We start from the raw sequence: 24,383 nt of genomic DNA, 5'->3' as shown, positions 1-24,383 counted from the left end.
TCAAGACCATAGACAACATTCCCACCCTCTTCGAATACAACTCATGAACCAGGGGGTATTATGACAATGGTTCCAAGCAGCCCTTGATGTCTCCCTCGATGACCCACGGATATGGCATCCCGTGCCTCCGGGTATCCCCGCCGCGTTTATGCGACTGAGCAGCCCGTCGGATATGCTCCAAGGCGCCGTGCGTGCTCCGTCCGGGCCTGAACCCATAGGAAACATGCCAGAACTGCGCCTCGAAGATTGGCTCCAGAAGTGTTTTGACCGCGCTTTGTACGACGCGGTCCTTGACCGTGGGAATGCCCAGGGGCCGGAACTGCCCCGGTTTACCGGCTTTGGGGATGAGCTTGCGCCTCGCCGGGCTCGGTCTGTACGCGCAAGAGCGCAGTTCAGCCTGAAGCCTGTCGAGAAAGCGTAGCTCTCCTCTCTTCCGGATGCGTCCTACGGTCATCCCGTCGACCCCGGCCGTGCGCCCGCCCTTATTGGTGGACACGCGACGCCAAGCGTGACGAAGCATGCGCGAGTCTGTCAGCCAGCCCCACATGTCCCGCCACTGTTCGTCGGGCTTCGCCTTACTCCACTGATACAGTTTGCGCTGAACGCCGAGTACCCAAGCTTCATCAGCCTGATGATCCATGTCCACAGATCACTCCTCCGTCATGCCAACCGATCGTCTTCCTGCCTCCCTTCGCCATGTGCCCAGCTTTCCTGGACTCGGACTACTACGGAGGCTCCGCCCCTGAACACGCCCGTCTCCGGTCGTCGCGGCTAGCCCGGTTCCTGCCGGGCAGACGGTTCAAGTTCCCGTGTTCCGATTTTCAACCTTCGTGCCTGTAGGTGGTGCGCTATACCCCTGGCGATACGGGAAGTGGGTTGAAGGAACTCGCCCACCCCGAGTGCGTATTTCTCGCACCCCTCAGCAGGGAACATTGAGCCCTGCCATGTCTGATCGCTCTGTTTGTCTCCCCCGCCATCACGATTGGGAAACTTCTCGGATATTCAGAGGCTTCAGTCACGCACTTCGTTGTCTCACCATGAGCACTGCGGTAGCCCGGCCCGGTAGTGATGGCTTCCGTCCGGTACAGTTCAGACCGATCTGCTTATGGCACCGAACCGGCGACACCCGGTCCAGCTTTTCGGTCCCCTTCCTTTCGTTGTTCCCACGAAAGGGACGGCATTGCAGCCGTCGGTCAAAAATCAGCAAGCTAGGAGGGGTTCTAACTATGTCATACTACCCTCCCGCGCCGTCACGGCGCACCGATGTCTTCGGAAAAGCGCTTGATCAGACCAAACCCTTTGGACAGAGAGGTTCCACCCTTGAAGAGGAGGCGGGGTCCGCCCTCTTTCAAGCCATTGAACAAGGCATCCAGCGTCCAGCAGACCCAGAAGTCCTTCTCGACATTCTGGGATGCCGTGCCGAGGCGTAGCGCCGTCGTATCGAAGGCGCTCAGCATCGCGTCCGACCCTGCCGCGAGAACCTCGTCGAAAGCCGGATTCATGTCTTCGTCGCCCCGGCTGCACTGCGCGTGGCGGTTTGCGTCTTCTGCGTAGAGAGCGGCTTGCGCTTGGAGCCGACGACAGCAGCATGATGCTGATCACCAGCATTGTCCGTCGTTCTTTGCTGATGACGATCATCAGCAGCACGATCATCGTCGATGTGCCGACGATGAACGCCGGCATCGCTTTCAACGAGCGGCTTGAGGAACACCCACATCCATGTCGGAAGCGCTGTCATACCAGCAGTAAGATCGGCCTTGAGAGGCGGCCCCGCAGTCGGATCTTCGAAAAGCTTGGTCAGCTTGCGTTTAACCTGATCGCTCTCCCCTTCACGAGCCAAGAGATCGCGCAGCCAGTGAAGCGCCTGGACGACGCGCATCGCTGGTCGCCCGGCCCAGAACAACTTGCTGGCCGCGGTCGGGCGGAAGGTGATCGTCACATTGCCGAGCTTGATCGCGCGGCGCCGGGCGTCGGTGTGCACCACGATTTTGGCCGGGATGGCGTCAGTCAGGCCGAGATCGTTTGCGGCGGTCATTCCGTCGACAAGCATTCGGGTTTGGTCGCGTCGCCCGACTGCGTCGATGACCGAGCGCGGATCGGGCGGGTTGGGTTTCTGGGTGAGCTTGTTGAAGCCGGGCTGATCATAGAGCCCGCGATCAATCCGCCTGAGGGTCCCGACTTTCGTCAGCCGCTGCAGCGCCTTGTCGACAGCGTCCCGGGAGGCGAGATCGACGAAATCGCTAGGCGTCCATACCTTGCGCGGCGCATCCGCACGGATGCGTTCTAGCATTGCTGCCTTTAGATCAGGTGAGTCGCTGCTCATGTCCGAAACATGTAGCTCTTTTTCGGACAGGGACAAGCGGCGTCCGAAATAGATATACAAATTTCGGACATCCGCAACGTGGCCAGTCGCGGCCGTAGCGCTCTGGCACATAATTACGGAAGCCGAGCAAACGTTGGAGGATGCCGTCCGCAAGGCCTACCGCGTAAGCGATCGCGTTTACGACGGCTGAGCAGGGCAAGGGAGCATCAGCAATCGCTCACGCGACTGGCCTCACCCGACAGACCGTACTCGGAGGACCCAGCCAGGGCCGAGAAGGCTCTTGCCGCCTGGGGACTGGAAATACCGCGTCACTCGATGCCGGTCTAGAGTCGCGAATTGATCGTCCTTTGCAGAACGCTACAACTAGTAAATATCACAAGGTGTTGACCGACACACGCCGACTCTGTATCCCGGTGGTCAGTTGGGGGGATGAGCGATGATAGAATCTGCGCCGGATATTGGGGTGGTGCAGCTTGCCGGATGCCGGTGTCGCTGCGGTCACGAATGGCTGCCCCGCGATAGAAACGAGAAACCCCGAGTTTGCCCAAAGTGTAAAAGTGCAAATTGGGACCGGCCACGTATCTCTGAAAGAAGATTAGCTGCCGCTATTTCCTCCGCACGGAGCAAGTCTCAGGCGAAGGGTCGCTAGCCATGCCAAACGAGCGCACCACAGAAGACATCGTTCGTAGTCATCTGAAAAAGCATGGCATCGCCGGGCAGATTCTCGAAGAACAAACCAGCGACGATCCAAAGATCAAGAAGGCACTCGCCAAAGCCAGTAAGGGCGGTGAAGGGATGGGCAAGCCTGAGTTTATTCTCAGGCTCAAAGATGATCCCGATTTCTTGCTCGTGGTCGAGTGTAAAGTCGATCCCGCAAAACACGAGAGTTCCAACAGAGACAAGCCCGTGGAATACTCGGTGGACGGCGCGCTCCTCTACAGCGCGCATCTCTCCAAGCACTTCGATGTCATTGCCGTCGCCGCCAGCGGGACAACTGCGACGAACATCAAGATTTCAACATTTAGGCAGCTTCGGGAAAGCCCTACGGCTGACCCGCTCTGCGACGAGCACGGACCGATTGAGCGCTTATTGCCGGTTGCCGAATACCGCCGCCTCCTGAGTTTTGACCCGGCGGTAAGATTCCGCTCGCAAGTCGAGTTGATGGACTTCAGTCAGACGCTCCATGACTACCTTCGCGATTACGCAAAACTCAGCGAAAATGAGAAACCTCTGGCAGTTTCTGGATGTCTTCTCGCCCTCCGCGACGACGCTTTCAAGTCTAATTGGAGGAAATATAAAACGGGCGTCACACTTGGCAGAGAGTTGATGGCTGCACTCCGGCGGGAGATCGACGCGGCTGTGCCAGAGCCCGCTAAGCAGCGGGTCATGCTTCAGCCTTATCAGTTCTTGGAGACCCACCCTGAGCTCAACAGGACTCCCCCCGGCAAGACTGAATGGCCCCTCCGTGCGTTGGTAGGACTCATCGAGGAGAACGTTCGGCCATTCCTCGATACCTATCATGATGTTGATGTCATAGGACAGTTTTACGGGGAGTTTCTTCGGTATACAGGCGGGGATAAAAAGGGCTTGGGCATCGTCCTGACTCCAAGGCATCTCACCGAGCTATTTGTGAAGCTGGCACGCGTAGGTCTTAAAGATACTGTGATCGACACCTGTTGCGGAACGGGTGGCTTCTTGATCGCTGCTCTTGCGGAACTTGATGCAAAGGCTGATGGAGACCCCGACATCAGGGAGGATATTAGGCGGCACCGTCTCGTGGGTGTTGAGCAACAACCACATATGTTCGCGCTCGCGGCTTCGAACATGATCTTGCGCGGCGACGGGAAGGCAAATTTATTTCAGGGAAGCTGCTTTGATCCAGAAATCGTCGAGAAACTTGAGAAGCCTGATCAAGCGCGGTTTCAGCGACCGTCGATTGGCCTTATCAATCCACCATTTGCACAACGAGGTGAGGGCCTGCATGAGTTGGATTTTGTAGCAAACCTGCTCGATATCTTGCGGCCAGGTGGTCGTGCTGTGGTGGTGCTGCCGATGAGCTGTGCCATCGAACCGCATCCGCAGCGAAAGGCCATTCTCGAAAAACACACGCTCGTTGCCTCAATATCGCTCCCAAATGATATCTTCCATCCGATCGGAGTGATTGCCTGCGCGCTGGTTTTCGAGGCACATCAGCCCCATGCGGACTCACCTTCCCCTACATGGTTCGGAGCCTGGAAGAATGACGGTTTCGTTAAGAAAAAGAGACGAGGACGGATCGATCTGAACGAGAGTTGGCCTGATATCCGTGACGCTTGGCTAAAGAGCTTCCATGCCAGATCAACAGTCACCGGCCAAAGTGTGGTTCGGCAAGTTGGTGCGGACGACGAGTGGCTGGCTGAGGCATACCTCGAAACAGATTACTCTGCCCTAACTGCCCAAGACTTTGGCAAAGTGATACGAGAATACGCAATCTTTGAAGCCGTTATGGCAGCGGACATTGACGAGGAGGTAGAGTGATAACGGTCGAGTCGCTCTTCCACGTCGGCAAGGGACATCAGCTCGCGCTGAACAGAGTCGACGCGATGGATGACCCCGATGGTGCGGTGGCCTACGTTACACGTAGCCATCGGAACAACGGAATAGGAGCGTGGGTGCGGCCCATACCGGGGCTGGCACCCGCCCAGGCCGGAGACATCAGTGTATGCCTGCGATCTCGCAATCACTCGCTCTCCTCTTTTGTCCAGCCCCGTCGATTTTACACCACCTATCACGTGGCGGTCCTCACGCCGCAAAAGCCAATGTCACTTCAAGAGAAGCTTTGGTGGTGTCTATGCATCAGAGCTAATCGGTTTCGCTTCCACTTCGGGAGACAAGCTAACCGTACAATAGGCTCCTTGGTGCTTCCTGACGACATGCCCGATTGGGCAGCAGCGCAAGAGCTGCCCAGCCATGCCGGAAATGCAGCGAATGCTGTAGAAGCCGCCATTGACCCGACTGAGTGGGAAAGTTTCAATCTTCCTGACATTTTTGATATGCAAGCGGGAAAATACGTCGCGCGGCGTGACCTCGAACGCGGAGAGACCCCACTGATAACAGCTTCCGCTTGGAACAATGGAGTAACCGCTTACATTGCTGACGAGCCAGACTGGAATGGCGGGCAGATCACACTTGCAAATAATGGTAGTATAGGTGCGGCCTTCTTCCAGCCCCGTCCCTTCAGCGCGTCGCGTGACGTAACAATACTTCAACCGAAGTTCCCACTTTCCCCAGCCTCAGCGCTTTTCATATGCACCATCTTGCGCAAAGAGAGTGATCGCTTCAACTATGCCCGAAAGTGGAATGCGGGCCGAATGCGCGAGTCCAAAATTCGACTTCCGTCGCACGGTGGAAGCCCTGACACTAAGGCAATGGACGCCCTCATGCTGGCGCTTCCTCTGGGATGGACGTTGCTCTGAGGGTAACCTCGTTGCTTCTCTGGTGCTCCAGCGCTGAACTTTGCCGGCGATCACTAGTCTAGGGGCAACCTCGGCTTTTCGCCCCTGCCTGTCTGAGGGTAAGACCACCAATTTCGCAGCCGCGAGATCGGCCGTATACTCGGTTTTGCTGGAGATCGGCCAACGCCTACAGCGGGGCGCTTCTGGACTTTAGGTCGGGTGGGCATTGGCATCGACCTTAGCAAGCCGGAGACGGAACTCAGCGCATTCCCGCGTGGCAGGAGAGATTCGGCGGGGAATTTAATGACGGCGGCTTCAATCGTCCAGTCCAGTAGGCCAAACTCCTGGAGCCGCTTGAACCCGCTTTGAACATCTCCGCTTTCCATAAGGCGCGAAATTGCTTTGACTGTTCCGTGTCGCTGGCGCATCCCGATAAACGTGGTCGGGTGATATCCGTTCTGCCCAGACAACCGGCAGTCTCGTCAATGAATGATTCCAAGGCTAGGCTCGCCATCGCGAATTCCCATGCTTTCCGGTATGTAGGCGGGCCGTTATGCGACAGCGCCTATACGAGTTCGAAAGAGACACGTCTTCTCTGTTCGGTGCGTTGAGGTCAAGCACTGCGCTACCGAGCTTCTCGGAATCTCCGGAATTTTGGACTCCTTCGCAGGCTTTGCTTCCCTCCGGGATCGGCGTTTCGCCCTCCCACCGTGGGTTTCCCCGTCCAGCGGAAACTCCGTGACCTCCAGCCACACATGCGATGCAAGATGACCGCCAGGGCCACGTGCGAGCGCGACAATTGTTTTAGTTGTGTGCGTCAAGTTCTTGTGTGGATGCCAGCCATTTTGCAAGGAGGAACCTGAAGCATTGGACATGTGATCGAGTGCGGTCATGTGTCAGGCCTTGATTTGCGGCCGTTCCATGTGCCGCGGGCCGGTATGGTGATGCGCGGATCAGGTCCAAATCAGCAAAGCGAGCTTGCGTGGGCTCTCAACTTGACTCTGGTTTTCCTGACCCCGATCTGATCGATCATTTGCCCATGCAGTTCATGCCTTCCTCACATCTCCGACGTCCCGGTCTCAGGTGCGTTGTTGCAAATCACGCAGGCACCGTCGCCGGATTCCGGTAGTCCTCCTGTTTCGTCAGCATGGCCCAGATGCCACGCGCCATCTTGTTGGCCAGCGCGATTGCCACCAGCATGCGCGGTTTCTTCAACATCAAGCGGGCAAGCCAGGAACCGTCGGGCGCGCGCCTCCGAGACGCCCATCGAACCACAGCCATGGCGCCGATGATGAGCAACCGCCGAATATCGCGCTGGCCCATCTTCGATACCTTCCCTAGTCGTTGCTTGCCGCCGCTCGACTTCTGCCGAGGGACCAGCCCGAGCCAGGCGGCGAAATCGCGACCGCACTTGAAGGCCTCCATCGGCGGCGCAAAGGTTTCAATGGCAAGGGCAGCGATAGGGCCGATACCGGGCATGGTTTGCAGGCGCCGAGATGTTGCAGCTTGCTTGGACAGCGTGTCGATCGTCTTCAATGCCGCGAGCTGGCTGCTCAACTGGTCGATCTGGTCAAGTAGAGCGCTGCAGATATCGCGGACCAGATCCGGCAGGTCTGCGCTCTCGTCCTCGACGATCTCTGCCAGACGTGGCAGGTGGCCAATTCCTTGCGGAGCAACATAACCGAACTCATAGAGGTGCGCGCGCAGTGCATTCACCAATTCGGTTAACCAGGCGGCCTGCCGGGTTTGCGACCGCGTTTCACATGACCGTTGCTCTCAGCGCCATCAGGGATTCCGAACATGTGGTCGGTCTGGCCGGTGCGGCGCGGCCCGCGTCGGCTGCGCTGCAGATCGCGGCCGATCTGCATCTCGGCAACCATCTCCAGGGCGGCGTCCAGCCGCTTGTTCTCGACGATCGCCGAACGGTGAACCGAGCGCAGTTCATCGAAGGCTCTGTAGGGCAGGGCGACACCCTCATGCATGATCTCGAGACGGCCATCAGGATAGCCGCCACAGCCGGCCGAGCATCATCGGCTGTTCAGGGCGTCATGAGCGATCAGGAGACGCGAGACAAACTCTTGCTGGGGGCCGCGGGAGTAGCCATAGCGGCTGCTATGGCTCTTGCGTATCAGCGGCGGGAACAGGAGAGGACGGCGGTCGATTAATCCGGAAAGCGGACTCGAACAGCAGCCACTGAAAGCGTGCGCACGAGCGACAGTCGTGGGAGACGCCGGTCTGGTAAGGATATCGCGCAGGAGCCTGTTGCTGGCCGCCCGCCGCGGGACAAGCATTTTCCACGGTGCAAACTGTTTCAGCCGAGGACGTGGCTATGATGAACAAGGTTGTGCTACTAGGCGATTCGGTGTTCGACAACAGCGCCTATGTCGCCGATGGAGCAGATCTATTGGCCCCCACGTTTTGCGTCAGCTCCCGATCGGCTGGTCGGCGAAGCTGCTTGCCGTTGACGGCAGCGTCATGGCGGATGTGGGCCGGCAACTGAACCGCCTGCCAGCCGACGCCACTCATCTGGTGGTAAGCGTGGGAGGGAACGACGCGCTCGGCGTCTCCTCCGTTTTGAACGCTCCGTCGCGGTCCGTTGCCGACACCCTGCTGAGGCTCGCCGAAATTAAAGAGCAGTTTTGCTTGGAGTACATGTCGACCCTGGACGCCGTTCTGGCTGTAGGGCTGCCGACCGCGATTGCTCGATCTACAATGTCCGGTATGCCAACCCCGACCAGAGACGCATTGCGGTAACGGCCCTGTCGATCCTCAACGATTGCATCACACGAGCAGCCGCCGTGCGCGGCGTTCCGCTGATCGACCTTCGCATTGTCTGCGGCGAGGACGCCGACTTTGTCAACGCCATCGAGCCTTCGGAACAGGGCGGCAAAAAGATTGCCGCGGGGATCGTGTCGTTCCTTGCCAAGCATGAATTCCGAAGCGGGCCTGCCGAACTGATCGTTCGGTAGCAGCGCTTGCAGTTGCCATTCATGGTCGATCGGGCTTCCTCGGCGTTGCGGAGGACGAGGCAGCCGCTGAGCGGGCGTTTGTGGCCCTCCCAAGCGCGGACTTGTTCTCCCCCATCATCTCTCAGGAAACCGCCATCCTTGTGCGCCCCGACACCCTGGTCGCCATCGGTCGCATCGCGGGGGGCACTGTGGCCGAGAACCATTCATTGATCTGGGCGCTTGAGGGTTCTGCCGGTGCGCTATTGCTCGTCGGTAGGGCTTCGGGGCTGGCGAGTCTGCCAAGGCGAGCAACGACAGGCGATGCCGGCAGACATTACGTTACGGCACTTGATATTGCAGTGCAGCAAGCGTAGAGCACCGCGCGCTTATCGGAGTGTCGTCCATGGCCCTTACCAATGCTGGTAACGAGGCAGAACCTGTCGAACAATCGAGCCATTCTGAGGTCGAGCAGCACAGCACCAAGGTGCTGATGCTGGGCGCACTCGGTGTCGTTTACGGCGATATCGGCACCAGCCCGATCTATGCATTTCGCGAGGCGTTGCATGCATCAGCCGGTGGCAACGTCGCCAACCGTGGCGACATCCTCGGCGTACTGTCGCTGATCATCTGGTCGCTGACGATCACCGTGACGATCAAATACATCATGTTCGTGCTCCGCGCCGACAATCGAGGCGAGGGCGGAGTGCTGTCGCTTATGGCGCTGGCGCGCAACGGTTTCCCGACCCGCTCTGCGGTGATCCTCGGCATCGGCATCGTCGGCGCGGCGCTTTTTTTCGGCGACGCAGTCATTACGCCGGCAATCTCGGTCCTGTCGGCGGTCGAAGGTATGAATGTCGTCACGCCGACATTCCAGCCCTATGTGGTGCCGCTGACACTGGCCATCCTGGCGATCGTGTTTGCGGTACAGCGGTTTGGCACCGGCGGCGTAGGATTGGTGTTCGGGCCCGTTACCGCGCTGTGGTTCCTGGCCATCGGCCTTTCCGGCCTCAACCACATCATGGACGACCCGGAAATCCTGCTGGCAATCAGCCCGCATTATATCGTGTCATTCCTGATCAATTCGCCCGAAGTCGCCTTCGTCACGGTTGGTGCGGTTTTTCTCGCCGTCACCGGCGCTGAGGCGCTCTATGCCGACCTCGGCCATTTCGGGCGCAAGCCGATCGTGCTCGCCTGGCTGGCGGTAGTGTTTCCTTGCCTGTTGCTCAACTATGTCGGGCAAGGCGCCTTCGTGTTGGCGAATGGCGGTGTCGTCGGTCATCCCTTCTTCGAGATGAATGAAGGCTGGATGCTTATCCCGATGGTGGTGCTGGCGACGGCGGCGACCGTGATCGCCAGCCAGGCGGTGATCTCCGGCGCCTTCTCGCTGACCAGGCAAGCAGTACAGCTCAACATGCTGCCGCGTTTCGTGATCCTGCATACGTCGGAAAAACAGTCGGGCCAAATCTACCTGCCGCGCGTCAACCTGCTGCTGGCGCTGGTGGTGATGCTGCTGGTGGTCGGCTTCGGGGAATCCAGTAGACTGGCCTCGGCTTACGGTATTTCGGTGACCGGCAACATGCTGGTGACGAACATACTGCTTTTTGTCGTCATGACGCGCATCTGGAAATGGCCGCTCGCCGTCGCGATCGCCTTGATGGCGGTGTTCGTCTTCATCGATACCGGCTTCTTTGCAGCCAACATCGTCAAGGTATTCGAAGGCGGCTGGGCCTCGCTTGCCATTGCCGCAGGGATCGTGATGACCATGTGGACTTGGATAAGAGGCACCAGGTACCTGTTCGACAAGACGCGCAGGAACGAGATTCCGCTCGATTTCCTTGCCGCCAATTTGTTGAAGAAGAAGCCGCAGCTGGTGTCCGGTACGGCCGTGTTCCTGACCAGCGATCCCGTCAGCGCGCCGACCGCGCTGATGCACAGCCTGAAGCATTACAAGGTGCTGCACGAACAGAACGTCATCCTCTCGGTGGTGACGGCGCAGCAGCCTGTCGTGCCCGACAGTGACCGGGTCAAGATGGAACCGATCAACGATCTGTTCATGCGGGTGAAACTGACCTTCGGCTACATGGAGCAGCCCAACATTCCGCGCGCGCTGGCGATCTCCCGCAAGCAGGGCTGGAAGTTCGACATCATGACGACCTCTTTCTTCCTGTCGCGGCGCTCGCTCAAGGCGTCACCCAATTCCGGCATGCCCGTGTGGCAGGACAAGCTGTTCATCGGGTTGGCGCGCACGGCGGCGGATGCGACGGAGTATTTCCAGATCCCAACCGGACGTGTGGTCGAGATCGGGATGCAGGTGGCCGTTTAGGCATGCCCGGTTGAGCAGAATCAATTGGCATTTCCCGAGCCGGTGAATGCCTGACCGGGCGGAGGCCACGATGCTTGCGCCCAACTGGGGTCCGGTTCCAGGCCCGAAGCTTCCGGCCCCAAAGCCGTCCCTTTACGCCTGCGATCATTCCCGTTCCCCATTGTCTTGCCGACCACCAGTCGAGATGCGCTGAAACGACCTCGCCGGGCAGCAACTTATTTATTTGAACGTGATCGATGTGCCGCAAGTCCGACCTTCAATCTTTCAGTTCACAGGTAAGCGTTCCCAAAATCGGCGTGCCGCCTAACCGGCGCCGCATCGTGACCTGTCAGGAAGCCATGCAGGCGCGAGACAGAAGCTGGCTCGAGGCCGCCGGCCTGGTGCTGGTCCGGCAGCGGCCGGGCTCGGCCAAAGGCTTCATGTTCCTCACCATGGAGGGTGAGACGGGCGCGGCAAACGTCGTCGTCTGGGTCGAGATCTTCGAGAAATTCCGGCGCGTGCTTCTTGCGTCGGCCATGCTCGGCGTCCGCGGACGCATCCAGCGGGAAGGGGAGGTGGTGCACCTCGTCGCCCACCAGCTGACCGATCTGTCGGCCGAGCTGGCCAACGTGGGAAACCGCGAGACGCCGTTTCCGTTGCCGCACGGCCGCGGGGACGAAGCTCATCACGGCGGATCGGGCATCGATCCGCGCGGCATGCCGAAGGGGCGCGACATCGTCGATGCCCATGACCATATCGACCATATCAAGGTCAAGACGCGGGACTTCCGGTAGCGCTTCCGGACGGCCACTTCAGCAGCATGTTGTGCCCGCTATTGTCGGGCACGGTTAACCGCCGATTGGCAGCAGGTCACCCCATGCCGGATCCCAAATGTCGTCGCTCTCAAGCGCAACGACTGCCCGCACCTTTTTAAAGTCGCCGAGCACCTCGACGGCAGGACGCCGCCCCGTTTCCTGAGCCGCGGCGTAGCCGGTGTATTCGTGACCGTCCGGCTCAAACCACTCCAACGATTCCACGGTAGCCATGGCGTCGCCCTTGCGGCCGCGCGTGATGCGAATGATCGTGATCCCATCCTCGGCGCTCGCGTCCATGGAGACACGCTGCCAACGCTTCATCATGCTCTACCCCCATCTTGTTCCAAGGCGGTCGGATCATCTCAATGAGCCCTGCCTCGGGGCCGGCGGCCATTGGCCGGGAGCCCGTTCCACCCCAGCGCCAGCGGAACAGCGATGTAAACCTCGAAAGTGGTCCCGGTGCCCACCTGCTCGGCGGTGATCTCGTTCAGCCGCCAGCTTACCATGCATAACGCACCAGGGCTCGCAAGGGCTTGTGAACAATCTCGAACCATTTGCTCACTTCCAAGCGGCGTCTATACGACCAATATGACGCGTGGGACCGCAGCCTGACGATGTTCTGACACACAATCAAAGCAGCTCACTGACTGGCCTATGCCAGGATGACCCGAGATCCCGGGACAGCGCTGTGGCCGCGAACATTTCAGTGCGATTGCCCGCGATGATTTGGAACATCTCAATACGTTGATGATAATCACCCCTTGGGAGCCCTGATTTTCTGGACAGATCGAATGTGGCACTGAGTAAATTGCTATCTGGCCGTGCGCGCACATACCGCCCTGGCTTCCTTGCGCGGATGTTTCCTTCCGGAAAATGGAAGCTGACCCTGGACCCCAAGCTGTCCGGGCGCATTCGGCTGAGCCAGGATGGCGATGTTGATCTCAGCTGCCTCGATATCGTGTCGGTTTCGACCAGCAAGGCGCTGCTGTGGCATACCGTCGAGATCCGCGCACGCGGCAGAACGGACAATCTGTCGAGTCTGTCGGGGGACGCGTCCGAGCAACTGGCCGCAGACCTTCATGCGTTCATCAACACCCATCTCTTCGACCTCATTGGCCCAGAGACGGATCATTTGCTCGATGTCGATGCCAGGCTTCGGGAGATCACCGAAGGCAACAGACAGTATCTCGCGCAGGCCGATCTCGGCCGGGCCATCGCCAGCGTGCCCGGCAGCGCCGCTGCTGCACTTTCTCACCCGCTTCTGGATCCACAATTGATTCCGGCCGGGCTCAAGGCGTCCCTGCCGGCTTCGTTCGCCATGCTGACCGACCCAGGCGTTCGCCACGCCTACAATGAAGCGTTCGTTGCCGCGGAGCTGCGCAAATTCCAGCCATTTTTCGACAATCTCGACGGGCGCTCCTTTTCCGATCAGCAACGCGAGGCATGTATCCGCCTGGAGGACAACAATCTGCTCGTCGCCTCGGCCGGGTCGGGCAAATCCGCGACCATGGTCGGCAAGGTGGCCTATGTCCTGGAAAGGCAGCTCTACCGGCCCGATGAGATCCTGCTTCTGGCCTTCAATAAGAGCGCAGCAGATGAACTCAAGACCAGGATCGCACGACAGCTACAGATCGAGGAAAGCGCGCTGGAGTGCCGCGTCACGACCTTTCACGCGCTTGGACGAGGCATCATTAAGGAGGTCGAAGGACGTCCGCCCCAGCTTGCCAACTGGGTGGATCATCCCGCCGGCGAAGCCAGGGTCATCGAAGAGATCATCCGGAGCCTTGTCGAGACCGATCCGGAATTCGCGCGATTGTGGAGCGACCTGCTCGTGGTGCATCCCAAGGCGGACATCCCGGCCGACGTTTTCGACACCGAGGCTGACTACCGTCGCTATGTCTCGGAACGGCTCAGGAAGGGCGAAGCCACGATCGGCTCGCTTGCCGGAGTGATCGTCAAATCGCTGCAGGAGCAGAAGATCGTCAACTGGCTGTGGCTGCATTCCGTCGCATTCGAATACGAGAGGCAGCTTGCGGTTGAGGAGGATGACGGCACGGTTCGCCATCTGCATCCCGATTTCTACTATCCGCTGACTGATACGGTGCATGAGCATTTCGCGCTCAACGCCGATGGGACCTCACCCTTTGCGGATTATGTCCAGCACGCCGAGAGAAAACGTCAGGCCTATCGACGCAAAGAGATCGATTTCTTCGAGACGACTTCAGCCCAGGCCAGTGACGAGACCCTGCTCAGTACACTCGAGGCAGAACTGGCGCGCCGCGCGATTCTCTTCCAGCGCAAGAGCTATGCCGAGATCACGAAGGCGGTCGAGCCTGTAGTGATCAAGCACTATCACAAGCTCATATCCACCTGCATCAAGCATATTCGCGCCAGCCATCTGACGCTCGACATGCTGCTCGAGCGTGCCGGGACGCTACACGACAAGGAGCGCGCGAAGCTCTATGCCCGCGTCGTGTGGATGACCACGCAGGGCTATTCCCGGAGACTGGAAGAGACCAAGCGGATCGATTTTGACTCGATGATCGCCGACGCAGTCCGGCTGGTCGAGACCGGGCGATATCAGAGTCCCTATTCCCTGATACTTGTCGACGAGTTTCAGGACATTTCCGAGCCGCGCGCCAACCTCATCAAGGCGCTCAAGCAGCAGAAGGCGTTCAGCAAAGTGTTCGCAGTCGGAGACGACTGGCAGTCGATCTATCGCTTTGCCGGATCGGACATCACGATCTTCACGCAGTTCGAGGCCAATTTCGGGGCAAGCTGGCAGGGACGCCTGGAACAGACCTATCGCTGCAATCAGCTCATTGCCGAGACGGCCGCGACATTCGTCCAGCGTAATCCCGAACAGATCACGAAATCGGTTCGTTCGACACGGCCTGCCATTCCGCGGTCGATTCGGGTCATTCCCATTGATGACGAACGCGGCAGGCCCGAATTCGCCCAGGCTTGCCATCGTCTTCTCGAACGGCTCGACATCGCCCTGGGGAGCATCGCCGAGCAGTGGCGCAGCGAACCAGACGCCAAACTCAAAGTGCTGGTTCTATGGCGGTACAATCTGCTAGATCCGTTCGGCGGGATCCCGCCCTCCTTCGCCAATATCGAGGTTTCTGGCCAATCCTTTCACCGGGCCAAAGGGCTTGAGGCGGACTACACGGTTCTGCTTGATGTGAGTGAAGGCGATTATGGCGTGCCGAGCCGCATCGAGGACGATGAACTGCTCAACCTGGTCATTCCCCAGCCTGAAACCTTCGCCTACGCTGAAGAAAGACGCCTGTTCTACGTCGCGCTAACGCGCGCCAGCCGGGGCGTATATCTCATCACCAACAGCCGCCAGCCGTCCCGCTATATCCGGGAACTTTGCGAGATAGCCGGGGATGAGGTGCGCTACGAGACAATCGAAGGCGCTGCCTTGCGTCAATGCCCTGTGTGCCTGGTGGGCGAGATGGTCGAGAAGCGCAACAGGAACGGAACGGTGTTCTGCGGATGCAATCAGTTCCCCGATTGCAAGCACAGCGAAGGGGGGCCGGCGGAGCCATCTGCGCGCTTGCGAAGGCGCGCCTGAAGTTGAGACGGTCGCCCCGACGGTAGCTGTGGCGTCGGGGCGTTGCCGCGCGGGAACCGGGTGGACCTGGGGCAGGATCGCCAATCAACCTAAGGGTCAAAGTCGCATAAGATTGCAGTGTGGAACGTCAGCCCGGGATCGGGTCCTGCAGAGGGCGCAACGTATTAACCTTGTGCTTTGGGGAGCACAGCATAATCGCACGTCTTCATCGCCTGGCAGCTTCATCATTGATGTCACCTTGGAGAGCGAGAGAAGACTGTTAATAGTTGGGCACGGGTACGAGCTGTCTCGGTCGTTCGCTCGATCGAAAGCACTGTGCTTGGAGGAAGCTCTCCATGATGCAAGGCGAGAAGGTGCCGGCCTACTTCCTTGTCCGCTGCCGTGAGCCGATTGTAGTGGCGAAAGAAAGTCCATCCAGGTATGGCGTACGGAATGTCGCTGTCCAAAATGAAGGCGTTTGAACGCTTCGCTGACGTGCGCCAGCGCGGCTAAAGCGCGCCGGTTTGCGTGCATGCAGCCCAGAAAGGCCTTGAGGTTATGGAATAGACAAGCTTTACAGCGATAGGGCCGCTCCGGGGCTTCAGATCCAGTGGCAGTTTGGGAGTGCGAAAATTCGGGACCCTTCAGCGGCGGCCGAAGGCCAGGACCTCGGCTGTGTAAGTCTCCACCACCAGGCTGAAGGGCTGGTTCGCCCCCGTATAGAGGATGGCCCGGTGCCGAAGCACCTCGTGGGGAATGGCCAGCGCCCCCTTCCCCGCCGCCGGCAGCGGCGCGTCCATCTCCCACCCTTTGGGCAGCGGCGACCACAGCAGCTCGGCGCTAATGGTCTGGCGGCGGAAGTGCAGCGGCTGGACCACCTTCCCGAAGGGCTGGTCGGTTGGTGTCGAGCACCTGGTTCATCTGGGGCGTAAGGCGCGACGGGACGTACCAGTTATCGGCCTCGGAGAGCACGAGTTCGCCACAGGCGAGCTGCACGCGGCGATAGTGCACGGGTTCGTCAGCGCTGATGCCCAACGCCTGGCGGGTATTGTCCGGCAGCAATTTGTCGTCGTCCTTTACGCGATGGGCGACGATCTTCGCCTCCGGCGCCAGCCCGTGGTCACCACACCACCGTTCCAGCGTGAGCGTGGCGCTGGGGTGGCTGAGCAGGTCGGCGTTGAGCATTTCCAGCAGGGCCAGGGCCTGGGTGCGGGAGGCGGTGTCTTGGTGAAGGGCGTGCGGGCCTCGGAGGGTGACGAGACGGTCACCATCATGGCGAGGGAGGCTGCTGCGACGAGATTTCGAGTACCCATCCTACGAAACCCTTTGCGTTGCGTTATGAAGCGGCGTTTGCAGGAACGCAGCCTGTGCGCGAATTGAAAACATGGCGGCGCAACCGCAACCACTAAACGCACCCTGTGCGCGACCGCAGGCTGTTTGAAAGGAAAGAGGCTGCCCCCCCTTTCATACTCCGCGCAGATTATGCTGTTGGCACTTGCACGCTCCAGAACGAATCTCCGGCAGACGAAATCAAGCTTCGACCTTCTTGCGGGTCCGCTTCGTCGGCGCCGGCATTTCCGGCTCTTTCGGTTTGCGGCCGAGCCCACGTCTTGACCAATGCCGAGCGCGCTGCGGCGTAATTCGGCGCGACCATGCGATAGTCCGCCAGCAGACCCCATTTGGCGCGATATTCACTCTGCGTCAGCGTCTTCCCAGCGGGGTCTTCGAAGAGATCGCGAGCGCCCAACCTCGAATTCCTACGTGGCTCGCCGCCCTCGATTTAAGCGACCCGGTGGCTAAAGATGACGTCCCCGCCGAGGAGATCCTATGGATCTCGTTCGGCCACAGAATCTTACTGCAAGCAGGGGTGGGGGATTTTCACCGGTTCTGTCACTATATTGTCAAAGGTTGCAGTGATACTCGTAGACCCGCAGAAAGAGCGTGGAACGGCAAAGTCGCCGATGTAACGAACAGCTTGGGGGAGCCTGAATGTCCGGGATCACTTTCAAAGTATTCTCGAATGCCGACGACGTACATCTTGTATGGCGCCATGAGGATGACATTCCAGGTTGCCTGGGATTTGCCATCGAATGCCGTCGAGGCGATGCGGAGCCCAAATATCTATCGAACCGCGTCGGCTTCGAGGACGACATCGAGGTCGATGACCAGGGCGAACGTCTAACCTCCCGCTCATCGCAAATTTGGCCGTTCCAACGCTATGACTGGACCGATCATGCTGCGGATCTCGGGGATGTGATCGCCTATCGCGTGGTCGCCAGGGTCCTTGGTGACGACGGGCGCACTGCTCGGTTTCCGCTCGAGCCGATGTCGGTCGCCTCCTTCCATGCCCGCGCGTTGGATCTCGTTCGTAGTCTCGGCGGGACACCGGAATTGCATGGCAGGCCGAGTGAAATCCCGGACGCAATTCCGTTCGCCGAGGACCGAGCCGAGCGACCCTACGACGCCGATGCCGTGGCGCGTTTCTTCAGGGCATGCATAGCGGTGACATCCATGTTCCAGACCTTCCGCACGGCCTATCTCGGCAAGGTCAGCCCGGTGCATCTCTTCTGGGGAGGCCTCGATCTGGCGGTGACGCGCTTTTCCGGCCGGCCAGCGCCCTTGCACCCAGGCGGCATCCCGGCCCTGCCTGACGAAATCACCCGCGAAGCCTACAGTCACGAAGTTTCGTCGGCTGGCTTTTGGCCGGGCGGTGGAGCGATCGACTTTCCCGCGTTCTATTCCTATGCCTATCCGACACCGGTTGACTTCGCGGCGGCGAAGATACTTCCCAACGCCGCATACTACGACAAAAGCCTCGGAGAATTCCTGCTACCTTATGATGCGATCCGCAGAGCCGCCGATCCCGAAGCCACCCTCATGAGTTTTCTCGAGAGCACATATCGCGCCGCTGCTGACCTCGCCGACTGGGATTCCGCTCTCGAATGCGCAGTCGGTCAACCGCGGCGACCTCGGCCCCTGTGAGTTCTGGCGCGCCGACGTTCGTCTCGTGCCCGAAACTCTTCTCTGCGCACCAGATCAATCCGACGCTGGTCGATTGGCTCAAGACGACGCCGCCCAAAAACGCCTCACGATCTCGATCCCGCTGCCTATCGACGGCGAGTTTTCAACCCGAACCTTTCGGTGGAGGGGATCGCACCTGTAAATCTGACGGCAATCCTTCTTTGCTTGGTCTACTCGCTTGGGTGCAATTTCGCATTGCGACGGTGTTCCGTTCACGATGGCTGCTTCAACGCGGCGGTGTCGATCGGCAGCTTTCGCAGGCGCTTGCCGGTTGCCGCAAAAATCGCGTGGGTCACTGCGGGAACGATGGCCGAAGTCCCTGCCTCGCCCATCCCGCCCGGCGGCTCCAGGCTCTGGACGATGTGCACCTCGATGGCCGGCGCCTCCTCCATGCGCAGAAGTTGGTATGTGTCGAAATTGGTTTGCTCGACCCGTCCGTCCTTCAGGGTGATCTCGCCATAGAGCGCGGCCGTGATCCCGAAGATGATCGCGCTCTGGATTTGAGCCTGGACCGTATCGGGATTGACGACGGTGCCGCAATCGACCGCGCAGACGACCCGGCGGACGCGAACCGCTCCGTCCCTCGCCACCTCGACTTCAGCAACCTGCGCCAAATAGGTCGCGAAGACGAACTGGACGGAGACGCCACGACCGACCCCTTCAGGCAAGGGCTGTCCCCAGCCGGCCTTTTCCGCGGCAAGCTCGAGGACGGCTTTGGCGCGGGGCGCATTGTCGAGAAGGGCCAGCCGATAGGCGACGGCATCTTGCTTCGCCGCGGCCGCCAGTTCGTCCATGAAGCTCTCGACCACGAAGACATTGTGCGACGGCCCGACGCTGCGCCAGAAGGCAGTCGGAATGCCGGGCGGTTCCACCCGCAGATACTCGACGTGCATGTTCGGGAGGGTATAGACCAGATCGATCGCGCCTTCAGTCGTGTCGGGATCGAGACCGTTGTTGAAAAACGGGGGACCCCATCTCGCGATGACCGAGGAGCCCGCGAAGCGATTGTTCCAGGCGACCGGCACTCCTTTCTCATCGAGACCGGCAGAGATCCGGTCAAAGAAATAAGGCCGATACATATCGTGCTGGATGTCTTCCTCGCGGGTCCACACGACTTTCACGGGACCGTCGACATGCTGCGCGATCTGGACGGCTCGAATGACACCATCGATTTCCAGCCGCCGGCCAAAGCCTCCGCCGATCAGATGATTGTGGACCACGACCTTTTCCAACGGCAGGCCGGCGGTCTCCGCCGCCGCCGCTTGGGCTCGCGCCATGATCTGACTACCGACCCAGACCTCGCAGCCGTCCTTGCGGACATGAACCGTGCAGTTCATCGGCTCCATTGCGGCGTGTGCGAGGAACGGAACCTGGTAAGTCGCCTCCACCTTGATGACGGCGCCCGCCATGGCCTTGTCGCTATCGCCGATATTCTGCGCGACCGCCCCCGAGCTGAGCGTGGCCTTTTCGAGCTCACTTACGATCTCGTCCGTGTTGAGCTTGGCGTGCGGACCGTCATCCCATTCGATCACCAGGGCCTCCAGCCCTTTCTTCGCAGCCTCCATATGGTCCGCCACGACGGCGACGGCGTCGTCGAGCCGCACGATCTGACGCACGCCCTTGACGGACTTGGCCGCCGCATCATCCACGCTCTTCACACGACCGCCGAAGACCGGCGATTGCGCAAGGGTCGCGATCTTCACGCCCGGCGGCCGAACGTCGATGCCATAGACGGCCGTTCCGTTGACCTTCGCCGGTGTATCCAGACGCTTGGCCGGGGTGCCGATGAGCTTGAAATCCTCCGATCGCTTGAGCACCACGTTGTCGGGGACAGGCAAGCTGGCTGCGTCGGCGGCGAGTTCGCCATATTTGATACTTTTGCCCGTCGGCACGTGAAGCACTTCGCCGCTCTGCTCGCGGCAGGTTGCCGGATCGACATTCCAGCGTATTGCCGCCGCAGACACGAGCATGGTTCTGGCGATGGCACCGGCTTGGCGCAGCGGCTCCCACGCCGCGCGTATCGCGTTCGAGTTGCCCGTTGCCTGCAAGCCGCCCAGCAAAGGATTCCCGTAGAGCTTTTCGTTGGGTGGAGCATGCTCCAGCCGCACCTGTTTCAGATCCACCTCGAGCTCTTCAGCGATCAGCATCGGGATCGAGGTATAGGTGCCCTGTCCCATCTCGACATAAGGCATGATCAGGACAATCTGCCCGTCGCCCTCGATGCGGATGAAGGCATTGGGCGCGAAGGCTTCGACGTCGGCTGCTTGGGCGTCGCCGCGTCCAAGCGGTAGGCTCAGGCTCAACAAAAGGCCACCGCCTGCCGCCGCTCCGGCCTGCAGGAAGCTGCGCCGGGAGAGACCGCTCGCTGATGGCGATCGACCTGCGTCGGCAGCTCGGGACGTGAGGTGATCGAGGGTCATTGTCAGCCTCCCTGTCCGCTCGTTAGCGCGGCCTGCTTGATCGCTTCGCGAATGCGTACATAGGTCCCGCAGCGGCAGATGTTGCCGGACATCGCGTCGTCGATATCGGAATCCGCCGGATGCGGGTTGCTCGCAAGCAGCGCCGAAGCGGACATGATCTGGCCCGACTGACAGTAGCCGCATTGAACGACCTCGCGGTCAAGCCAGGCCTTCTGGATCTTGGCGCCCGCTGCCGTGTCGCCGATCGCCTCGATCGTGGTGATCTCGGATGCGCCGATGCTGTCAACAGGGGTGACACAGGAACGGGTGGCGACGCCGTCGATTTGCACGGTGCAGGCGCCGCAGAGCGCCACGCCGCAGCCGAATTTAGTGCCGGTCATGCCCAGCACGTCGCGCAACACCCACAAGAGCGGGGTGTCACCATCAACATCGACGATGTGATCGGAGCCGTTGATATTAATTGTAGTGGCCATGGCTACCTCCGGGCTATTCGCTTGAATCGGGCATGCGAATTACAGCGATCATGGCTGTTTATGCTCCAGCTGGTTGGGGCTGCCTGATGTTGTACCGGCGGGCCGGGATAGCACTCGAGAGCCTGGCAGACATCGCGCGGCGCGCTGCGTCGAACCGATCCCACTCACCCTTGTCGGGCAAGGATGGAATGGTGACGGTCTCTCCCTGGTCGAGACCGGCGAGCGCGGCGTCGACCATGTCCTCCGCCGACATCACGATCTCGGTGGGCAGATTGCGAACCGGCAGGCCGGCGATGTCCCAGAACTCCGTCGCCGTCGCCCCGGGCAGGACTGCCTGGACGCGCACTCCCTTGCCGGCGAGTTCATGGTCGAGCGAAAGACTGAAAGCCAGAACGAAAGCTTTGCTGCCGCCGTAGACTCCGTTGAGTGTCTCGGGCGAGATCGCCGCGATCGAAGCCACGTTGACGATGGTGCCGTCTCCCCGCGTGACGAAGCCGGGCGCTGCAGCGTAGGTCAGCCGGGTAAGCGCGCTGACATTGAGCCGGATCATCTCGTCCATCTTCTCGACGTCCGAATCGAGGAGCGGCGCCGTTGCGCCGACGCCGGCATTGTTAACCAGCATCGCGATGCTTGCGTCGCTTTGCAGGATGGTCTCGACGCGGGCAAGATCTACCTTGTCGTTGAGATCGGCCGCGACAACTTCGATAGAGCGACCCGTCTCGTCGGCCAGACGGTTCGCCAGCGCGTCCAGACGGTCGCGCTTTCGTGCGACCAGGATCAGGTCGTAGCCGCGTTGAGCCAAGCGGTCCGCGTAGATCGCGCCGATACCTGAGGAGGCGCCGGTGATCAGTGCCGTGCCCTTCGTCTCAGTGGCGCTCATGCTTCGTTTCCTCTATCCCGCGACCGGTTGCGGCCTGAAGTAAGGAGATTAGCCTTGCAGGCGTTTGTCTCAAATGTCATAAAAGCTGCGTTTTAGGACATTGTTGGAGGCTTCATGCAGCGCATCGGTTACATCGTCTTGCCCGGCTTTCAGATGATGAGCGTGGCTGTTCTCTCGGTCTTCGAATTCGCGAACAAGGAGATGGGCAAGCCGGTCTATGAGGTGCATTTGTTGTCGGAGACCGGCGGGTTAATCCGCAGCTCGATTGGCATCAGCGTTGCGACGGAACCGTTTGACGATACGAGTTTCGACACAGTGATGGTGGGCGGCAGCGCCGTGGCCGGATCATTGACGCCGGGCGTGATCAAATTTCTGCATCAGGCTTTGGGACGATCCCGGCGGGTCGCTGCGACGTGCGTCGGCGCGTTCGTCCTGGCCGAAGCAGGTCTGCTAGACGGCCGCCGTGCGACTACGCACTGGAACCGCGCGCGTGAATTGCAGGCCCGGTTCCCAAAGGTGAAAGTGGAGGAAGACCGCATCTTCATCATCGACGGGCCGGTGTGGACGTCGGCCGGGATGACTGCGGGTATCGACCTCGCGTTGGCTATGCTCGAAAAGGATCTAGGCGCGGATGTGGCCCGGGCCGTGGCCAGGAAGCTGGTGGTCTATCACCGGCGCGCCGGCGGCCAGTCGCAGTTTTCGGCGCTCCTGGAGCTGGAGCCCAAATCCGACCGCATCCAGAGCGCATTGGCATATGCGAAGCGCAATCTCGATAGTCCGCTGACTGTTGGACAGCTCGCCGAAGCCGCGCATCTAAGTCCGCGCCAGTTCAGCCGTGCGTTCCGCGCCGAGACCGGCCAGTCGCCGGCCAAGGCGGTCGAGAACTTGCGGGTTGAAGCCGCCCGGCTGATGATGGAGCAAAGCCGCCATTCCATCGACGTCATCGCTCGGCAAACGGGTTTTGCCGATCGCGACCGCATGCGGCGCGCCTTCCTGCGCGCCTTCGGCCAGCCTCCGCAGGTGATGCGGCGAAACACGCGTGCGGAGGCAGCGGCCTGAACCACGGGCGACGCCTCCAAGGGGTCATCTTCCGCCATTCCGCACCGGTACTAAGTGTCAGATTTTTTCCGCTTGCTGACGGAAGGTAGTTATCAGAAATCGAGGAAGCGGCGACGATCGCGGGCTGTTCTTGGGCTCTAGTACGGTGTCGCAACCCATTCGCCTGATGCGGATTGGGCGAAACCGATAAGGCGGTCTAGGGGTTGGGCTTCAGGGGAGAGTTTTATTGTCGTCATGCATGCGACGCCAGGGCCGCTGTTGTTCGTGTCACACTGGCCAAGGGTAAGCGATACCTCGGGCAGTTGATCTCTATCCCATACCAGGGGCGAACTTTCTTGTGCCATGCGGAAGGCGGCAAGCGCCTCGGCTTCGGTCGGAATAACGAGTTCAGATGTCTTCGGCGCCGGCGTCGGTGCCAGAGTGGTAGGGCAAAGAGAAGGATCCGCCTCAATCGCGGCTGTGATCTCCGCTTTCGAAATGGCGCGAGTCTCGTTCGAAGAGCTGGAAACAGCGAACCACGTACCGCCGGCGCCAGCGACCAGGCCGGCGGTCGCGGCTAAGGCGAGAAGAATGTTTTGGTTCATTGGAGCTGACCCCTCTATTTGAACACGCGTTCCCTTATGTGTTGAGATTGAACCAAAAGCGCTGTTTCACGCCCTTATCGCTGGGGATGTCGAAGTACCATGGATCAGCACGCCGCGGACGGGGAGTAGATACTTCTTGGATTCAGCTTTCGCCGTCGCGGCCGCCGGTGCGGCGACGATAGGTAAAGCCATCCTTGCCATTGTTGCCAGTCGCGCGACAACATTGACCGTCTTTACGCATGTGTCCGGTTCCGTGCGGCTTCCCTCCCGGCCGCGCTCGCTGTAGCCGACCTTGGTTCCTTCAGGGCATTGCTCGTAAATTTCCCGTCCAGGCTTGCCGGCCTTCGCCTCGTGGCAGATCGGCCATGAGAAGCCGGGCTTTGCCATCGCTGCGATCAGCTTCTTCATGGGCGGAACGCAGTACGGAACGCCGTGCCAGGATGGGTTGGACGAAGCCGCGCACAACAGAACTTGGCAGCCCCAAGAGGCATCCTGAGCCATTGCGGTGCTCGGCAGGAAAGTGACAGCGGCAAGGCCGCTTGCGGCGTAAAGCAGGTGTTTCATG

17 protein-coding genes and 5 pseudogenes are annotated in these 24,383 nt (G+C 60.2%); 8 read left to right on the top strand and 14 right to left on the bottom strand.

From position 1 onward, the window contains the following. Positions 1-58 precede the first annotated feature (58 nt). The 3 genes and pseudogenes from AC0L3I_RS25300 to AC0L3I_RS25290 form a co-directional block, all read right to left on the bottom strand. The gene (locus AC0L3I_RS25300) at positions 59-640 is read right to left on the bottom strand and encodes a reverse transcriptase domain-containing protein (RefSeq protein WP_473528638.1); all 582 of its coding nucleotides are present in this window, start codon (positions 638-640) and stop codon (positions 59-61) included. 622 nt (positions 641-1,262) lie between these two features. Next, a pseudogene (locus AC0L3I_RS25295) lies at positions 1,263-1,502 on the bottom strand (nucleotidyl transferase AbiEii/AbiGii toxin family protein); the annotation flags it as partial. Continuing rightward, the gene (locus tag AC0L3I_RS25290; protein ID WP_473528634.1) at positions 1,499-2,383 is read right to left on the bottom strand and encodes a DUF6088 family protein; all 885 of its coding nucleotides are present in this window, start codon (positions 2,381-2,383) and stop codon (positions 1,499-1,501) included. The gene AC0L3I_RS25290 and the pseudogene AC0L3I_RS25295, both read right to left, overlap by 4 nt. 591 nt (positions 2,384-2,974) lie before the next feature. Here AC0L3I_RS25290 and AC0L3I_RS25285 point away from each other — a divergent pair. Beyond that, on the top strand, positions 2,975-4,840 hold the full coding sequence (locus AC0L3I_RS25285; RefSeq protein ID WP_473528633.1) for an HsdM family class I SAM-dependent methyltransferase: 1,866 nt from the start codon (positions 2,975-2,977) through the stop codon (positions 4,838-4,840). A gap of 380 nt (positions 4,841-5,220) precedes the next feature. Continuing rightward, a complete protein-coding gene (locus AC0L3I_RS25280) occupies positions 5,221-5,778 on the top strand; it encodes a restriction endonuclease subunit S (RefSeq protein ID WP_473528632.1) in 558 nt (185 codons plus the stop codon). Between the two features lie 1,077 nt (positions 5,779-6,855). On the opposite strand, the pseudogene AC0L3I_RS25275 reads toward AC0L3I_RS25280, so the two are convergent. Together AC0L3I_RS25275 and AC0L3I_RS25270 are read right to left on the bottom strand one after the other, a co-directional pair. Then, a pseudogene (locus tag AC0L3I_RS25275) lies at positions 6,856-7,482 on the bottom strand (IS110 family RNA-guided transposase); the annotation flags it as partial. A gap of 17 nt (positions 7,483-7,499) precedes the next feature. Next, a pseudogene (locus AC0L3I_RS25270) lies at positions 7,500-7,763 on the bottom strand (ISNCY family transposase); the annotation flags it as partial. A 633-nt stretch (positions 7,764-8,396) separates the two neighbouring features. On the opposite strand from AC0L3I_RS25270, the gene AC0L3I_RS25265 reads away from it, so the two are divergent. The 3 genes from AC0L3I_RS25265 (at position 8,397) to AC0L3I_RS25255 (ending at position 11,801) form a co-directional block, all read left to right on the top strand. Further along, positions 8,397-8,726, top strand: a complete 330-nt coding sequence (locus AC0L3I_RS25265; protein ID WP_473528631.1) for a hypothetical protein — start codon at positions 8,397-8,399, stop codon at positions 8,724-8,726. A gap of 382 nt (positions 8,727-9,108) precedes the next feature. Further along, on the top strand, positions 9,109-11,028 hold the full coding sequence (locus AC0L3I_RS25260) for a potassium transporter Kup (protein ID WP_473528630.1): 1,920 nt from the start codon (positions 9,109-9,111) through the stop codon (positions 11,026-11,028). Between the two features lie 320 nt (positions 11,029-11,348). Then, positions 11,349-11,801, top strand: a complete 453-nt coding sequence (locus tag AC0L3I_RS25255) for an OB-fold nucleic acid binding domain-containing protein (RefSeq protein WP_473528629.1) — start codon at positions 11,349-11,351, stop codon at positions 11,799-11,801. 54 nt (positions 11,802-11,855) lie between these two features. On the opposite strand, the gene AC0L3I_RS25250 is transcribed toward AC0L3I_RS25255, so the two are convergent. Beyond that, on the bottom strand, positions 11,856-12,146 hold the full coding sequence (locus AC0L3I_RS25250) for a hypothetical protein (RefSeq protein WP_473528628.1): 291 nt from the start codon (positions 12,144-12,146) through the stop codon (positions 11,856-11,858). A 532-nt stretch (positions 12,147-12,678) separates the two neighbouring features. Here AC0L3I_RS25250 and AC0L3I_RS25245 point away from each other — a divergent pair. Next, positions 12,679-15,402, top strand: coding sequence for a UvrD-helicase domain-containing protein (locus tag AC0L3I_RS25245; protein ID WP_473528627.1), 2,724 nt, complete (start codon positions 12,679-12,681; stop codon positions 15,400-15,402). A gap of 623 nt (positions 15,403-16,025) precedes the next feature. Here the strand turns inward: AC0L3I_RS25245 and AC0L3I_RS25240 are convergent. The 3 genes and pseudogenes from AC0L3I_RS25240 to AC0L3I_RS25230 form a co-directional block, all read right to left on the bottom strand. Further along, complete coding sequence (locus AC0L3I_RS25240; protein WP_473528626.1) at positions 16,026-16,181, bottom strand: hypothetical protein; 156 nt, start codon at positions 16,179-16,181, stop codon at positions 16,026-16,028. A 40-nt stretch (positions 16,182-16,221) separates the two neighbouring features. Further along, positions 16,222-16,566 carry a hypothetical protein gene (locus AC0L3I_RS25235; RefSeq protein WP_473528625.1) on the bottom strand — a complete coding sequence of 115 codons (345 nt, stop codon included), beginning with the start codon at positions 16,564-16,566 and terminating at the stop codon, positions 16,222-16,224. Positions 16,567-16,911: 345 nt separating this feature from the next. Next, positions 16,912-17,086: pseudogene (locus tag AC0L3I_RS25230) on the bottom strand (MucR family transcriptional regulator); the annotation flags it as partial. A 284-nt stretch (positions 17,087-17,370) separates the two neighbouring features. On the opposite strand from AC0L3I_RS25230, the gene AC0L3I_RS25225 reads away from it, so the two are divergent. After that, positions 17,371-18,363: a DUF5996 family protein gene (locus AC0L3I_RS25225; protein ID WP_473528624.1), complete on the top strand. Its 993-nt coding sequence runs from the start codon at positions 17,371-17,373 to the stop codon at positions 18,361-18,363. Positions 18,364-18,614: 251 nt separating this feature from the next. Here the strand turns inward: AC0L3I_RS25225 and AC0L3I_RS25220 are convergent, their stop codons facing one another. The 3 genes from AC0L3I_RS25220 to AC0L3I_RS25210 are packed head-to-tail and all read right to left on the bottom strand — an operon-like array spanning position 18,615 to position 22,175. Continuing rightward, the gene (locus tag AC0L3I_RS25220) at positions 18,615-20,822 is read right to left on the bottom strand and encodes a xanthine dehydrogenase family protein molybdopterin-binding subunit (protein WP_473528623.1); all 2,208 of its coding nucleotides are present in this window, start codon (positions 20,820-20,822) and stop codon (positions 18,615-18,617) included. A 2-nt stretch (positions 20,823-20,824) separates the two neighbouring features. Then, positions 20,825-21,295, bottom strand: coding sequence for a (2Fe-2S)-binding protein (locus AC0L3I_RS25215; protein WP_473528622.1), 471 nt, complete (start codon positions 21,293-21,295; stop codon positions 20,825-20,827). Positions 21,296-21,353: 58 nt separating this feature from the next. Next, on the bottom strand, positions 21,354-22,175 hold the full coding sequence (locus tag AC0L3I_RS25210; protein ID WP_473528621.1) for an SDR family NAD(P)-dependent oxidoreductase: 822 nt from the start codon (positions 22,173-22,175) through the stop codon (positions 21,354-21,356). A gap of 114 nt (positions 22,176-22,289) precedes the next feature. Between AC0L3I_RS25210 and AC0L3I_RS25205 the strand changes: the two genes are divergently transcribed. Beyond that, entirely contained in the window at positions 22,290-23,234 is a 945-nt protein-coding gene (locus AC0L3I_RS25205; RefSeq protein WP_473528620.1) for a GlxA family transcriptional regulator, read from the top strand. A gap of 137 nt (positions 23,235-23,371) precedes the next feature. On the opposite strand, the gene AC0L3I_RS25200 is transcribed toward AC0L3I_RS25205, so the two are convergent. Both AC0L3I_RS25200 and AC0L3I_RS25195 read right to left on the bottom strand, forming a co-directional pair. Then, entirely contained in the window at positions 23,372-23,818 is a 447-nt protein-coding gene (locus tag AC0L3I_RS25200; RefSeq protein WP_473528619.1) for a hypothetical protein, read from the bottom strand. A 34-nt stretch (positions 23,819-23,852) separates the two neighbouring features. Beyond that, positions 23,853-24,382: pseudogene (locus AC0L3I_RS25195) on the bottom strand (hypothetical protein). Position 24,383 lies beyond the last annotated feature (1 nt).

Source organism: Mesorhizobium sp. WSM4840, assembly GCF_055811755.1.
This window is presented reverse-complemented; position numbering and strand designations above follow the sequence as displayed.